This window comes from Mycobacterium sp. ITM-2016-00317 (assembly GCF_002968295.1).
In the GTDB taxonomy this organism is placed as follows: domain Bacteria; phylum Actinomycetota; class Actinomycetes; order Mycobacteriales; family Mycobacteriaceae; genus Mycobacterium.
In genome coordinates, this window is the sequence record NZ_CP134399.1 from 3,976,589 (window position 1) to 3,990,976 (window position 14,388).

Genomic DNA, 14,388 nt, shown 5'->3' on the forward strand with positions numbered 1-14,388 from the left:
GTCGTGGGTGGTCGGCACTGCCTGTGCGGCCACTGCGATTCGGCGTCGAATCCGGCCGGTGTCCGCTGCGCTCAGCGACATGCGTGAGCAGCCGCAGTCGAACACTTCAGCCGTACTAAGAGTGTCATAAGAGACTGGCCCAGTTTCTCGCGCCGAATGGTTACTGGCGAGTTCTACGCACCGGTAACAGTGGGCTACATAACGTGGGCCCGGAACCGCCCCGAAGTTATCCGTGACAAACGTCCTGCATGCGGGTGGTTACGCCTGAGTAGGGTAGAAGCGCAGTTCAAAGCAGTATTGTTACCAAATCGTTATCTGAAAATTCTCGTGCGCACCCGGCATCGCCCGCGAGTACGCAGAGACGACAAGATCGCCGAAACTGTGCGGTCGGTTTTTCGTTCCGAGGATACAAGTTTGCTGAATTACCTTACTGACGGGTAAGTCGGTGACGGGTCAGTCCCACTTCGCGTGGCGCGGCTCGACGATGTGCGCTGACGACCACGGCCAGTCCGGCCATCGTGCGCGTGTCGATCTCCACCTGGCGTGAGCGGGCCGCCGCGTGGACGCTGCAATCGGGCGAGCCCCAATTGCGTTGCCAGAAACAGGATCCGAGCCCGTCGTGGGTTGCCCACTCGATGGCGTTGGAGTTGGCGCACCCACCGAGCCGCCGATGCCCCGGCACCCGACCCAATGCCTGCGGGTACGGCGCCACTTGGCGCTGGTCCTGATCGAAGGTCCGATCGTCGTCGAAAGACGCGTAAACCGGGGCCGCCGACGGGCTGACCGGCGGCGACGGGTAATTGCCAGCCACGTCGGGTGTGCCTGTTGCTCGCCGACTCGCCAGGTAGCCGGATCGCGGTTTTTCCGAGCATCGAGGATCCCGCAGGGCGGCTGTCGTGAGAATCACAGCCGCGATGCGGCTCAGTCGGGGCGGCCGGGCTCCCAGGCGCCGCTGAGCATGATCCCGGTGGTGTACTGCGAAGCCGAGGCGACCATGTGGCGCCGGGCGGCCTGGTCGAAGCGGGTCAGCATCACCTTCTCCCCCAGCAGCCGGTAGTCCTGCAGCGCCTGGCGGATCTCGTCCACCTCGTGTGGGCGGGGAAGATAGTCGGCGCCGACCCGCTCCCGGTAGAACTCCTCCAGGCTGGAGGCAAACGCTGCGGCCAGCAGCTCGACCGAGTCCTCGGTGGATTCGACGAACCGCAGCAGTGCCCGTACACAGAGACCGGGGTCCAGGGAACGCGCCAGGATTTCTGCGGTCACCCCGTCGACCATCACGACCTCGCCACCCTCGACCTCGGCCAGTCCGTAGGCAGCCAGCTTGCGGGCCTCGTCGCTACCGGCGTCGATCGCCACGGCGCCCGGGTTGGCCGGCTGCGGTTCCGCATTCGGCTCACCCAGCACCGCCTGTTGCAGACCGAGGATGTCTGCGAGATCCGTGCCCTGGCGCATGCTGGCGAAGAACTCGGCGATGTGCGCCGAGTTGTAGCCCTTGCGCAGCAGCTGGCTGATGGTGTTGAGCTGCGACAGGTGATAGTCGTCGTACAACGCGGATCGTCCGACCCGCCGCGGTGGATCGAGCAGACCCCGCTCCCGGTAGGCACGAATGTTCCGGGCACTGATGCCGGACTCCTGGGCCAGGTCCTCCAACCGGTACTCAGTCACGCTCAACGGCCCCCCATCGGTGCAGCGGGCTAGTCCCCGCCGCATAGCACCACTGTAACCACAGAAGCGCCCTCGCGAGCGAATGAATCTTCTCAGACGCCCCAAGCCTGCTGTCATCGGTCACAGCGCCACTATCTGCGGAAATAGTGCACAGTGTGAAATTTCCGTGCAAGTGTTTGCAATTTCAGCCAACTCCGATCCCAGCACCGGCGGTCGCCGCGCCGCATGCCGGTTAGCGTGGCGGCGGCGGGTGCGAGAGGATGGCAGGGTCTGCCGAACGGAGCAGACATTAAGACAAATGCGATTCCAGGGGGTGGGCAGGCGTGCGTCCCTGGATCGTGTGGGCCACCGGGGTGCTCGCCTACATCGTCGCCGTACTGGACCGCACCACCCTCGGGGTGTCCGGCCTGGCCGCCGCGGACCGCTTCGCCGCGGGTCCGAGCCTGCTGTCGTCGTTCGTCGTGCTGCAGGTCGTGGTGTACGCGGCCGCCCAGATCCCCGCCGGCCTGCTGCTCGACCGCTTCGGCTCCCGGGTGATGATCGCCTCCGGGGCCGCACTGATGGCGTCGGGCCAGCTCGCGCTGGCCTTCACCGAATCCCTGCCGGTGGCGATCGCGGCCCGGGCGGTCGTCGGTCTCGGCGACGCGATGACGTTCATCTCCGTGCTGCGGCTCGTCCCCCACTGGTTCGCGCCCCGCCGGATCCCGCTCGTCGCACAGCTGACCGGCATCGTCGGCCAGCTCGGTCAAGTGTTGTCCGCGCTGCCTTTCCTGTCGCTGCTCACGGCGTCGGGCTGGTCGGTGGCCTACGCCTCGGTGGCGGCCCTGGGCGTGCTGTCTGTCGTGCTGACGCTGGCCCTCGTCCGTAACACGCCGGACGGCGCGGCGGCCACCCCCGAGACGATGTCGGTCGGCGAGACCCTGCAGAGCGTCAAGACGGTGTGGCTGCGCCCCGGCACCCGGCTGGGGTTCTTCACCCACATGGGCACGCAGTTCTCGATCACGGTGTTCGCGCTCATGTGGGGGCTGCCCTATCTGACCGAGGCCCAGGGGTTGTCGCCGGGCATGGCCGGCGCGCTGCTCAGCCTGTCGGTGGTGTCGGCGATCGGCTGCGGAGTGCTGATCGGCGTCCTCACCGGGCGTTATCCGCACCGCCGCTCGCGGATGGTGCTGATCATCATCGTCAGCAACGCGCTGGCCTGGTCGGCGGTGCTCGCCCTGCCGGGTCCGGCCCCACTGTGGCTGCTGACCGTCCTGGTCGTGGTGATCTCGGTCGGCGGCCCCGGCTCGATGGTCGGATTCGACTTCGCCCGGACCTTCAACTCCGGCGCCACCCTGGGCACCGCGCAGGGGATGGTCAACATGGGCGGGTTCATCGCGTCACTGCTGCTGATGCAGTCGATGGGAATGGTGATGCAGGCCGCGGGCGGCATCTCGTTCGACTCGTTCCGCGTGGCCTGGACGCTGCAGTATCTCGTGTGGGCGCTCGCCGTGACAGGCATCCTGGTCACCCGGCGTAAAACGCGCAGGCTGCTGCGCGAAGAAGACGACCGGATGCTGCTGGAAGGGATCGACACCTAGCCGCGGACCACTCGGTGGGTAGGCCCGCTCGGCCCCGCGCTGAGACGGCCCACGGCTGTCCCCTCTCAGACGTCGGGCGCAAGCGCCCACGATAAGGTTCGCCCATGGACGCGGTCGGTGTGGTGTTGGCCGCGGGTCTGGGCACCCGGGTCGGCGCGGACGGGAACAAGGCCTACCTGCCGCTGGCCGGCCGCAGCATGCTGGCCTGGTCGCTGGACACCGTGCTCGGCCTGCCCGGCATCGCACGCGTGATCCTGGTCCACCGCGGAGGCGAGTCCACGCTCGCGCACGACACACTGGTCGACGAAATCGATACCACCGCAATCGAATTCGTCGAGGGCGGAGACACCAGGCACGCGTCGGAGACCAACATGGTGCGATACCTCGCCGACGACATCGAATCCGGTGCCGTGGACGTCGTGGCCGTTCACGATGCCGCCCGCCCGCTCGCCGGACCCGACATGTTCATCGAGGCGATCACGCTGGCCCGCCGCTTCGGCGGCGCCCTGCCCGCGCTGCCCATCCGGGATCTGGCCCGGGCCGGGGAGACCGGCCTGGAACCGCTGCCACCGGACCGCGCGCTGATCCGGGTGCAGACCCCGCAGGCCTTCCGCGCGCCAGATCTGTTGCACGCCTACCGCTGCGCCGACCGCGACGGATTCGAGGGCACCGACACGTCCTCGTGCATCGAGCGCTACACCGACGTGGAGGTCCGGACATTCCCCGGGCGGACCGAGAACCTCAAGGTCACCTATCCGCGCGATGTCGCGGTGGCCCACCACCTGCTGATCAGTGCGGGCGGTGCCGCCGGCCCTCGATGAGCGCGGCCAGGAACGCGGCATCGGCAGGCAGTTCGAACCTCATGGTGTCGGTGTCACCGTCGACGAGCGTCGGAGCCGTTCCGTGCGCCAGCACGGCCGAAAGCTCGTCGAAGGAGCCGTCCACGTCGCCGGCGAGCAAGCGGCCCAGCACCGCCGAGTCGAAACCACGCGGGTACTGCACGGTGCGCAACGCGGAACGGTCCAGCGTCGCGGTCACCGTGCCCCGCTCGTCGACGACCTTGACACTGTCGGTCACCGGCCGGGTCGGCCACACCACCGGGGCACCACCGCGCACCGCTGCCACAACGGACTCGACTGTCGCGTCGGCGAAAAGCGGCCAGGCCAGGTCGTGCAGCAGCACCGGGCCTCTGGGCAGGCCGGCCAGACCGGCCGCGATGCACTGCGCCCGGGTGCCGGGCGGCTCGACCGCCACCACGCGGACGCCGGCAAGAGACTGCCCGGCCAGAGCGTTGCGGACGTCGTCGGCCAGCGGGGCGGCCGCAGCGACCACCACCTCCCCCGCACGGGCCAGTCCACCGACGATCCGGACCAGCGGGCTCACACCGGCCACCGGCAGGAAAACCGCGTCTCGGCGTTCGGCGTAGCTTCCGGAGAGGGGCAGGATCGCCGGCACGGTCACGGCGTCCGAGGCTATACCTGTCAGACCGGGTCGAACGATTCGATCAGCCAGTTGCCGTCGACCTTCTTCAAGCCGACCTTCACACTGCTTGCGGCGAACGCCCCGTCGGGGTTCTCCTGGCTGGTGGTGGTCTGGTTGATGAACAGCAGCACCTCGGCCGAGTCGGTCTCCATTCGCGACACCGCGGCCTGCATCACGTTGGCGACGGTCTCGACCGACTTCTCCTTCGCCGCGGGGGCGACGACCTTGGCTGTGAAGTCGGTGTAGTAATCCAGGAACTCACCGGTCAGGTGCGACTTGGCGGTGCTGAAGTCGTCGTCGAGCGTCTCCGGCGAATAGGACAGCAGAGCGACGGTGCCGGTCTTGGCGGCGTCGAGTGCGACCTCTGTCGACGCGGCGTCGGTCTGACGGTCCGGGCGGTACTGGAGGAAGTACACACCCGCGGCCGCGCCGGCCGATGCCACGAGCGCCACCGCCACCAGGATCGCCGCAACGTGGCGCCGCGCCCCGGCGGCGACCTGCCGCACGGCCGAGGGTTTCGCCGGCTCGGCGGGATCGGCGGCTGTGGTGTCCTCGGACTCGGCGACCTCCGGCGAGGCGTCGGCGTCGCCGATGCCGGTGGTCGTCTCGTCGGTGATCGTCTCGTCGGTGGTCTTCTCGTCGGTGCTCACGGAACGAACTCCACCTTCGACATCTTGATCTGGTCACCTTCTCGCTGCAGGCTGACGATGAGGCGCCAGGACCGCGGCTGCTCCTTGGCTCCCGACGAGTTGGTCACCCGCGACTGCGCGGCCACCAGCACGTCGGCGGTGCCGCCGTCCATCTTCTGTACCGCGGAGGCGTTGACCGAGACGTCGGTGACCACCTTCGACTCCTGCGCGATCTGCACGAAGTCCTTTGACGCACCCTCGAATTCGTCCCGGAACTGTCCGGTCGAGTTCTCGATGATGCGGTCGACGTCCTCTTGCGCGTTGGTGTGGTCCAGCGACATCAGGCTGATGACGGCCTGCCGTGCCGCGGCCGAGTACTCGGCCTGCTCCTGACGGTCGGCGACGGCGGCGCGGTGCTGCACGACCATGTAGACCGTCGCCCCGATCAACGCGCAGGTCGCCAGGATCGCCAGCACGACCGCCGTGTAGCGGGCGATCTGCCTGCCGGGCACCCGCCGCGCGGGGGCGTCGGGGTCAGCGGCCGCCTCGAAGGCCAGGGCGGCCTCCCCGGTGTCCGGCAGAGCTTGCCCCTCGTCGGTCCCGGTCGCGGGTTCGGTCTCGGCTTCCTGCCGGAGCCGGATCGCACGTGCCCTGGCCCGGGCAGCAGCCGCGAGGGCTTCCGCCTCCGCGGCCTCCGCCTCGGCCTTCTCGGCGAGGGTACGGGCGTTGTCGGCATCGGGCGCGGTGCCGGGTTCCACGGTCGATTCTTCGACGCGATCGGCGTCGATCACCGAGTCGCGGCGCCGGAAAGACGGCACACCGACCTCCTTGTCTGCACAGTCATTTGCATGATCGTCACTATGAGAATGTCGTTCTTCTGTTTGGAGTATCGCATTCACGATACTCCGGTGTCAGAGGTCCGGACAAAAGCGCCGACTGCGAAAATACTGCTCGGAGGCTGTGCAGACGCTCAGCTCCGAAGCTCCTGCAGTCGGTCCTTCATCACCTTGCCGGTGGCGTTCAACGGCAACTCGTCGAGGAACTCTACATACCGCGGCACCTTGAAACCGGCCATTCGCTCGCGACACCACGCGACCAACTCGTCGGCGGTGAGTTCGCCACCGCCGGGGCCCGGCACCACGAAGGCTTTGCCGACCTGACCCAGACGCTCGTCGGGGACACCGATCACCGCGGCCTGCGCGACGGCCGGATGCTCCATCAGGAAGCCCTCGATCTCGGCGGGATAGGCGTTGAATCCGCCGACGATGTACATGTCCTTCTTGCGGCCCACGATGCGCAGGCGTCCCGCGCCGTCGAGCGTCCCCAGGTCGCCGGTGTGCAGCCAGCCGTCCGCGTCGATCGCCTCGGCGGTCGCGACGGGATCGTCGAGATACCCCTGCATCACCGTGTAACCCCGCACCAGCACCTCACCGTCGTCGGCGATGCGCATCTCGACACCGTCGCAGGCCACCCCCGCGGTGGTCGCGATGTCCTCGAACGAATCCCCCGGCCGCGACAGCGTCACGGTGCCCGCCTCGGTGAGGCCGTAGCCCGTCGCCAGTGTCTTGAACGGCAACTCCTCGTGCACCCGGCGGATGAGTTCGACCGGGATGTCGGCCGCGCCCGTGACCCCGGCGCGCAGCGTGGCCAGCTTCGACTTGTCGGCCACGCCGAGCAGCGAGTGATACAGCGTGGGAGGCCCGGGCAGCATCGTGACGCGCTCTGCGGCAATCAGTTCGACGACGCGGTCCACGTCGAACACCGGAACAGGCAGCATGGTGGCGCCGCGGATGAACGAGGCGATGAGTCCGGCCTTGTACCCGAAGGTGTGGAAGTACGGGTTGACCATCAGATAGCGGTCACCCTTGCGCAGATCGGCGAGCTCGCACCACTCTTCGTAGAGTCGAAGGTTCTGCCGGTGGTTCATCATCACGCCCTTGGGGCGGCCGGTGGTCCCCGAGGTGTAGATGATGTCGGAGATGTCGTCGCCATCGATGGGACGGCTGAACGGCCTACCGCTACTGAGGAAGTCGGACTTCAGGTCGATGACGGGCACGCCGGCTGAGACGTGGACAGGGTGTGGTCCACGCCGAGGAAACCCTGCTGCACCAGAACGGCCCGCGCCCCGCTGCGGCTGATGATGTCGGCCGCCTCGTCCGCCTTGAAGCGGGTGTTGACCGGCACCAGCACACCGCCGGCGGTCAATAGCCCGAACGCGGCGATGATCCACTCGGCGCTGTTGGGCGCCCAGATCGCCGCCCGGTCGCCTTTCTCGATGCCAAGTTCGGCGAAGGCGCCTGCTGCACAACGGATTCGGTCGACGAGCTCGGTGAAGGACAGGCGCAGCGGACCGTCGACGACTGCTTCCGCGTCGCCGAACCGGTCCGCTGCGCCCGCGACCATCTCAGGGATGGTCGACCAACGGCTTCGGTACGTCACGTCGTGACGAGACGTCCCAGGTTGCCACCCATGATCTTGGCCTGGTCCTCGACCGCGAGGTGCTCGAGCGCGGTGACGTAGTGCGTCGGCTCGGCCAGACCTTCAGGGTGGGGCCAGTCGGAGCCGTAGAGCACCTGGTCCACACCGATCAGGTTGATCAGGTCGTCGATGCCCTCCTCGTAGAACGGGCTGACGTAGATCCGGTTCTTGATCTCTTCCATCGGGTTGCCGAGGAAGGCCTCGGGCGCCTTCTTGTACACCTCGGCCATCGAGTCCAGCAACGGGAACATCCACTTTGAGCCGGCCTCGACGATGCCGACCTTGAGCTTCGGGAAGCGGAACAGCGCACCGTGAATCACCCAGGACGCCACCGCATCCTGGATCGGACGCCATTCGTTGAGGATCGACATCGCGTTGGTCTGGAACGGCAGCATCTCCTGCGCCGCACCGTCCCACTCGGAGGTATAGCGCGAGTAGCCGCTGTCCGAGGAGTGCATGCCGACGAAGATGTCGTGGTGCACGACGCGCTCCCAGAACGGGTCGAACTCGGGCAGCGCGAACGACCGCGGACCACGGAAGCCGGGGACCGGGGCGGGGCGGATCAGGATGGCCCGGGCGCCACGCTTGACGGCCCACTCGAGTTCCTCGATGGCCTTCTCGACGATCGGCAGCGTGATCACCGGCGTGGTGAAGATGCGGCCCTGGTAGTTGAAGCCCCACACCTCGTGCAGCCACTCGTTGAGCGCGTGGATGATGACGTGGATGGCGACCGGATCATCGGACAGCCGCTCCTCGATCAGGCTGGCCAGCGTCGGGAACATCAGCGAGCGCTGGATGCCGAGCTCGTCCATCACCTTGATGCGCGGCTCGGGTTCGAAGAACGCCGGGATGGCCTTCATCGGCTCGCCGAACAGTTCACGCTTGCTCTTGCCGTCAGGGTTGCCGAACTTGAAGTACTCCTCCCAGGCGCCTGGCTTGGCGACCACGGAGAACGTCGGGTTCGGGATGTAGTTGCTGATCTGGCCCTTGAGCGCGATCTTCGTGCGCCCGTTGATCTCGACGTACTGAACGATGTCCTTGTACTCCTTGGGCAGGTACTTGGTCATCGCCTCTGGCGGCTCGTACAGGTGGTTGTCCGCATCGAACAGCGGGAACGGGATCTCCACCCGGTGCGACAGTTGTCCCATGAAAGACTCCTTTTCCTATCGAGAGAATCGTATTCTCATTTGCGGGAGGCCGCAACGACCAACCCTTTCCCGGCGGCGACCTGCCGCCGGATCACGTACTTCTGGACCTTCCCGCTCGCTGTGCGGGGGAAGTCGTCGATCTGGTGCAGCTCCTCGGGCCACTTCTGCGTCGCGACCCCGACCCGGGCGAAATGCGCGCGCATGTCGTCGAGGCTCGGCATCGGCTGGCCGTCGCGAATCCGCACCACCGCTGCCGCATGCTCGCCCAGGCGCGGGTCCGGCGCGGCGACCACGACCGCCTCGGCGACGGCCGGCATCGTCAGCAGCACCTCCTCGACCTCCAGCGCGCTGATGTTCTCGCCGCCCCGGATGATCACGTCGGACTTGCGGTCGGTGATGGTCAGGTAGCCGTCCGCATCGAGCACGCCGACGTCGCCGGTGCGGTACCAGCCGTCCTCGTCGAACGAGTGCGCGGTGAGTTCGTCGTCGGTGTAGCCCAGGCACAGATCCGGTCCGCGGCTGAAGATCTCACCGTCGGGCCCCAGCCGGATCTCCACCCCGGGGCGGGGATCACCGTCGGTGAAGAGCCGCTTGTCCGCCGGAGCGCTGGGGCGCGACCCGGTGATCGACGGATGCTCGGTGCTGCCGTAGGAGCGGAACACGAACATCCCCAGATCGCTGAGGCGCTGCGTGACGGCCGCGGGCACTGTGGAGCCGCCGAGGCCGACGGTCTTGAAGGAGCGCAGGTGCTCGGGCCGGCAGTCCGGGTGGTCGAGCAGGCTGGTGACGAAGTAGGGCGGCCCACCGCCGATCGAGAGTCCCTCACTCTCGATGAGCTGCAGCACCCGGCCGGGATCCCAGACGTCGCACAGATCGATCGGCGCCCCCTCCAGCACCGGGATCAGGAACGCCCCGACCATGCCGATGAAGTGACCGACCGGCGTCGCGGTCAGCTGGCGTCCACGGTCGGGCGGGTAGTTCTCCAACAGTTGGCGCGTCTCGAAGCTCAGGGTCTGATGGCTGTGGATCACCCCTTTGGGGTCCCGGGTGGTGCCCGAGGTGAACGCGATCAGCGCCGGGCTCGCCGGGTCGGCGGCCACCGTGCCGGTCAGCGGTTCGCCGGCCAGCAGTGCCTCGAACGGGTACTCATTGGCCGCCCCCGAACCCGCACCGGCGACCAGGCCCACCACCGGCACGTCGGAGCACAGGTCGGGCTGGTAGCGCATGCGGCCGAACTCCTCGGTGGTCACGAAGACCCGGGGTTTGGCCGTGGACAGGATGTGGGCCAGTTCCTTGCGGCCGTAGAAGTGCACGATCGGCACGATCACCGCCCCGAGAAACGCCGACGCCCAGAACACGACGGCGGCCTCACGCCAGTTGGGCAACTGCAGCGCCACGACGTCGCCGGGTCCGACGCCGCGGTCGGCCAGGCCCGCGGCCAGCCGCCGGGCCTCGTGCTCGACGTCGCCGAACGTGCCCCGGTAGGGCCGGACGGACGAGTGCACGTAGAAGCCGGTCTCGCGACTGTCCGCCAGCCCTCGGGCCAACAGGTCGCCCAGGGTGTCCCGGGTCCAGTAGCCCTCCCGCTCGTAGCGCCTGACGAGCTCAGCAGGAATCGTTCGCATGGCTGTGCGCCACCCTTCCCATCCGCGAGGAGATGCCAGGTGATGGTATTCTCCTCCTGCGAGAATGCCAATACCGTGAACGGAGAATGCTTGATGGTCGACCTCGAAATCGACGACGGTCTGGCGATCATCACCATCGACCGGCCGCACGCGCGCAATGCGATCTCGCTGGAGACCATGGAGCAGCTCGACAAGGCGCTCGACGGCGCCACGGGTGCGGCCGCGCTGGCGTTGACCGGCGCCGGCGACAAGGCCTTCGTCTCCGGCGGCGACCTCAAGGAATTGAGCGCACTGCGCACCGAGGAGCAGGCTGCGGCGATGGCGTTCCGGATGCGGTCGATCTGCGACCGGATCGCCGGCTTCCCCGGCCCGGTGCTGGCGGCGCTCAACGGCCATGCCCTCGGCGGCGGCGCCGAGTTCGCCGTGGCGGCCGACATCCGGGTGGCCGCCGACGACATCAAGATCGGCTTCAACCAGGTCGCGCTGGCGATCATGCCCGCATGGGGCGGCGCCGAACGGCTGGTTGAGCTGGTCGGCTACAGCAGGGCGCTGCTGCTGGCGGGCACCGGGCGCATCATGTCGGCCACCGACGCCGAACGCATCGGGCTGATCGACCAGGTGATACCGCGCGCCTCGTTCGACGAGCAGTGGCGGTTGATCGCCCGCGTGCTGGCCTCGGTGCCGGCCGGAGAGGTCAAACGTGTCATGCGCGGCGTCCCGACCACCGAGGCGGTCGCGGCGTTCGCGCGGCTGTGGGTCGCCGACGAGCACTGGACCGCGGCCGACAAGGTGATGAACAAGGGCAAGTAGCGGTCAGACGCCCATCTCGCGGACGGGATCGCGGCCGTCCCAGTCGGCCGCTGCGTCCCGCACGAACGTCGCCATCCCCTGGGTGGCTGCGTTGAGTTCCATGATCTCGACCACCGCCGCAGGGCCACCGGGCGGTTCCAGGTAGGCGAACCGCGTTCCCACGTCGCGGCCACCTGACCACACGACGGGCCAGCCGGCCGCCGCGACCGAGCGCATCGCCGCGTCGAAGTCCTCTGCCCAATAGGCCAATTGGTGAAAGCCCGGCCCCGAGGCGGCGAGGAACTCGGTGAAGATGCTCGGGGCGTTGTCATCCTGGCAGATCAATTCGACCTGGAGATCGCCACTGTTGGCGAGTGCCAGCGACAGCGTGATCTCGCACGGCTCACCGCGGTAGGTCACCCGCTGCGGCATCCGCCGGATCACATGCCAGGGCCCGACTCCGAGGGCCACCCAACTGTCCAGGGCGCGGTCCAGATCGTCGACGACATACCCGATCTGACGGATGGGCCCGGGAAGAATCATGCGCGCACGGTAGCAAGCTGCGGGCCGCATGCGGGCCACCTTCAACCGCCATGTTCTCTCTAGACGAGAACGTCATTTCCGATTATGGTCACTCTCGTGTCGACCACACAGCGCGCGCTTGCGCCCGAAATCTCCACCTGGCCGAATGACGATCCGCAGCTGATCGGCAGCTCCTGCGGCACCTGCGGCGCCACCACGTTCCCGGTGCAGCAGCGCTGCCCGAAGTGCAGCGGCGGCGAGATGTCCGACGCGCTCCTTCCGCGGCGCGGCACGCTGATCGCGTGGACGACCCAGGGCTTCCCGCCCGGCGCACCCTACAAGGGGCCGACCGGCAAGGACTTCGTCCCGTTCGGCGTCGGCCTGGTGCAGCTCGACGAGATGATTCGCGTCGAGGGCCGGCTCACCGAGAACGACCCGGCCAAACTGCAATTCGGCCAGGAGGTCGAGCTGACCATGATTCCGTTCACCTCCGACGAGGACGGCACCGAGGTCATCACCTTCGCATTCCAACCCGTCGAAAACTGAGGACAGCGACCATGACGAGCTCAGCCAACGACGTCGCGATCATCGGCGTCGGCCTGCATCCGTTCGGCCGCTTCGACAAGACCGCGATGCAGATGGGCGCCGAAGCCATCCAGTCCGCCCTGACCGATGCCGGCGTGGAGTGGAAGGACATCCAGTTCGGCTTCGGCGGCAGCTACGAGGTGTCCAATCCCGACGCCGTCACCCGCCTGGTCGGCCTGACCGGTATCACGTTCACCAACGTGTTCAACGCGTGTGCCACCGCGGCCTCGGCGATCCAGCAGACCGCCGACACCATCCGCCTCGGCAAGTACGACATCGGGATCGCCATCGGGCTGGACAAGCACCCGCGCGGCGCGTTCACCGATGATCCCGCCAAACTCGCGCTTCCCCAGTGGTATGCCGAGAACGGCCAGTTCGTCACCACCAAGTTCTTCGGCATGAAGGCCAACCACTACCTGCACAAGCACAACATCTCCGAGGAGACGCTGGCGCGGGTGGCCAACAAGAACTTCCGCAATGGCGAGAAAAACCCGAATGCGTTCCGGCGCAAGGAGATTTCCGTCGAGGAGATCATGGCCTCGCCGGTGTTGAACTACCCGCTGCGGCAGTACATGTTCTGCGCTCCCGACGAGGGCGCCGCGGCGGTCATCATGTGCCGCGCCGATATCGCCCACAAGTTCACCGACAAGCCGGTGTTCGTGCGTGCCAGCGAGATTCGGACCCGCACCTTCGGCGCCTACGAGGTGCACGCGACCTCGGCGCCGCTGGACGAGGATCCCTCGCCGACGGTGTACGCCGCCAAGGCCGCCTACGAGGCCGCAGGCATCGGCCCCGAGGACGTCGACATCGCCCAGTTGCAGGACACCGACGCCGGCGCCGAGGTGATCCACATGGCCGAGACCGGGCTGTGCGCCGACGGCGAACAGGAGAAACTGCTGGCCGACGGCGCGACCGAGATCGACGGCAGCATCCCGGTCAACACCGATGGCGGGCTGATCGCCAACGGCGAGCCCATCGGCGCGTCCGGGTTGCGTCAAGTCCACGAGTTGGTGCGCCAGCTCCGCGGTGAGGCCGGCGACCGGCAGGTGCCGGGCAGTCCTCGCGTCGGGCTGGCCCAGGTGTACGGCGCGCCCGGCACCGCCTCGGCAACGATCTTGTCGCTCTAGGGTTTTCCCGCAGCGATGGGGATCCGATCGCGGCACTACCCGTCGTGAGACGGGTCCGGGGCGTCGAACAGATCCGGCGGCGGATCACCCTCGAGGCGCCGGATCCAGCCCTCACAGAACGCGAACGTCTCGGCGTGACCGTTGTCCATCCCGAGAGCCCGTTCCATCACCAGCGCCTGCGACACGCTGGTCGCGAACACCGTCCACACCACCGGCGGCACCTCGGCCGAGTCCATGCCGTAGCGCGTCAGCGCGTCGGCGATGGCGCGGTTCTGCTCCTGTCGGAAGCGCTCGGCGTAGTAGACGATCTCCGCGCGCAATGCCTTGCGGTGGTGGGCCAGACCCATGAACTCCATCGTCAACCGCGTCGCCTCGGGGGCGGTGCTGAACCGCCACAGCGCCCACAACGGCTGTGGGGACTGCAACGCGGTGGACAGCAGCGCCAGGCCCTCTTCGGCCCTGCGACGGAAGACCGCCAGGAACAAATCCTCCATCGTGCGGAAGTAGTAATGCACCAACTGGGGTTTGAGCCCCGCCTTGTCGGCCACCCGGCGGGAGGTCACCGCGGCGTAGCCCTCCTCGAGGAGCAGTTGCTCGGCCGCATCGAGCAGTACCACCCGGTTCTTCGCGTCCGGCGCCCCGATTCGTCGCGCCGTTGCCATCGCTACTCCCACCTCCGTCGTCGCTGCCCCTCAAGCGTGACACCACCGGTGACCCGTCGGCATGCAGATCGTCACATACCGCCAGCGTGCCGATCT

General features: G+C 67.7%; 14 protein-coding genes and 1 pseudogene. 5 read left to right on the plus strand and 10 right to left on the minus strand.

Annotated features, from left to right (window positions below; genetic code table 11):
* Positions 1-427: 427 nt before the first annotated feature.
* Together C6A87_RS29210 and C6A87_RS18890 are read right to left on the minus strand one after the other, a co-directional pair.
* Positions 428-907, minus strand: coding sequence for a glycoside hydrolase domain-containing protein (locus tag C6A87_RS29210; RefSeq protein ID WP_396836898.1), 480 nt, complete (start codon positions 905-907; stop codon positions 428-430).
* Between the two features lie 14 nt (positions 908-921).
* Positions 922-1,665, minus strand: coding sequence for a MerR family transcriptional regulator (locus tag C6A87_RS18890; RefSeq protein ID WP_311117990.1), 744 nt, complete (start codon positions 1,663-1,665; stop codon positions 922-924).
* Positions 1,666-1,988: 323 nt separating this feature from the next.
* Between C6A87_RS18890 and C6A87_RS18895 the strand changes: the two genes are divergently transcribed.
* Together C6A87_RS18895 and C6A87_RS18900 are read left to right on the plus strand one after the other, a co-directional pair.
* Positions 1,989-3,245: an MFS transporter gene (locus C6A87_RS18895; RefSeq protein WP_311113682.1), complete on the plus strand. Its 1,257-nt coding sequence runs from the start codon at positions 1,989-1,991 to the stop codon at positions 3,243-3,245.
* Between the two features lie 104 nt (positions 3,246-3,349).
* Complete coding sequence (locus tag C6A87_RS18900) at positions 3,350-4,066, plus strand: IspD/TarI family cytidylyltransferase (protein ID WP_311113683.1); 717 nt, start codon at positions 3,350-3,352, stop codon at positions 4,064-4,066.
* Here C6A87_RS18900 and C6A87_RS18905 read toward each other — a convergent pair.
* The 6 genes and pseudogenes from C6A87_RS18905 to C6A87_RS18930 form a co-directional block, all read right to left on the minus strand.
* Positions 4,035-4,706, minus strand: a complete 672-nt coding sequence (locus C6A87_RS18905) for a 2-C-methyl-D-erythritol 4-phosphate cytidylyltransferase (RefSeq protein ID WP_311113684.1) — start codon at positions 4,704-4,706, stop codon at positions 4,035-4,037. The two genes, C6A87_RS18900 and C6A87_RS18905, sit on opposite strands and share 32 nt — an antisense overlap.
* A 20-nt stretch (positions 4,707-4,726) precedes the next feature.
* A complete protein-coding gene (locus C6A87_RS18910) occupies positions 4,727-5,377 on the minus strand; it encodes a hypothetical protein (protein ID WP_311113685.1) in 651 nt (216 codons plus the stop codon).
* Positions 5,374-6,174 carry a hypothetical protein gene (locus C6A87_RS18915; protein ID WP_311113686.1) on the minus strand — a complete coding sequence of 267 codons (801 nt, stop codon included), beginning with the start codon at positions 6,172-6,174 and terminating at the stop codon, positions 5,374-5,376. The genes C6A87_RS18910 and C6A87_RS18915 overlap by 4 nt, the downstream gene beginning before the upstream one ends.
* 152 nt (positions 6,175-6,326) lie before the next feature.
* Positions 6,327-7,759, minus strand: a pseudogene (locus C6A87_RS18920) (FadD3 family acyl-CoA ligase).
* Between the two features lie 32 nt (positions 7,760-7,791).
* Entirely contained in the window at positions 7,792-8,982 is a 1,191-nt protein-coding gene (locus C6A87_RS18925) for an amidohydrolase family protein (protein ID WP_011893404.1), read from the minus strand.
* Between the two features lie 35 nt (positions 8,983-9,017).
* The gene (locus C6A87_RS18930; protein WP_311113687.1) at positions 9,018-10,607 is read right to left on the minus strand and encodes an AMP-binding protein; all 1,590 of its coding nucleotides are present in this window, start codon (positions 10,605-10,607) and stop codon (positions 9,018-9,020) included.
* A gap of 93 nt (positions 10,608-10,700) precedes the next feature.
* Here C6A87_RS18930 and C6A87_RS18935 point away from each other — a divergent pair, with 93 nt between their 5' ends.
* Positions 10,701-11,417 carry an enoyl-CoA hydratase/isomerase family protein gene (locus C6A87_RS18935; protein ID WP_311113688.1) on the plus strand — a complete coding sequence of 239 codons (717 nt, stop codon included), beginning with the start codon at positions 10,701-10,703 and terminating at the stop codon, positions 11,415-11,417.
* Between the two features lie 3 nt (positions 11,418-11,420).
* Here the strand turns inward: C6A87_RS18935 and C6A87_RS18940 are convergent, their stop codons facing one another.
* Positions 11,421-11,939, minus strand: a complete 519-nt coding sequence (locus tag C6A87_RS18940; RefSeq protein WP_311113689.1) for a VOC family protein — start codon at positions 11,937-11,939, stop codon at positions 11,421-11,423.
* An 84-nt stretch (positions 11,940-12,023) separates the two neighbouring features.
* On the opposite strand from C6A87_RS18940, the gene C6A87_RS18945 reads away from it, so the two are divergent.
* The gene (locus C6A87_RS18945) at positions 12,024-12,464 is read left to right on the plus strand and encodes an OB-fold domain-containing protein (protein ID WP_311113690.1); all 441 of its coding nucleotides are present in this window, start codon (positions 12,024-12,026) and stop codon (positions 12,462-12,464) included.
* An 11-nt stretch (positions 12,465-12,475) separates the two neighbouring features.
* Positions 12,476-13,630, plus strand: coding sequence for a thiolase family protein (locus C6A87_RS18950; RefSeq protein WP_311113691.1), 1,155 nt, complete (start codon positions 12,476-12,478; stop codon positions 13,628-13,630).
* Positions 13,631-13,665: 35 nt separating this feature from the next.
* On the opposite strand, the gene C6A87_RS18955 is transcribed toward C6A87_RS18950, so the two are convergent.
* Complete coding sequence (locus C6A87_RS18955; RefSeq protein WP_311113692.1) at positions 13,666-14,292, minus strand: TetR/AcrR family transcriptional regulator; 627 nt, start codon at positions 14,290-14,292, stop codon at positions 13,666-13,668.
* Positions 14,293-14,388: the final 96 nt, after the last annotated feature.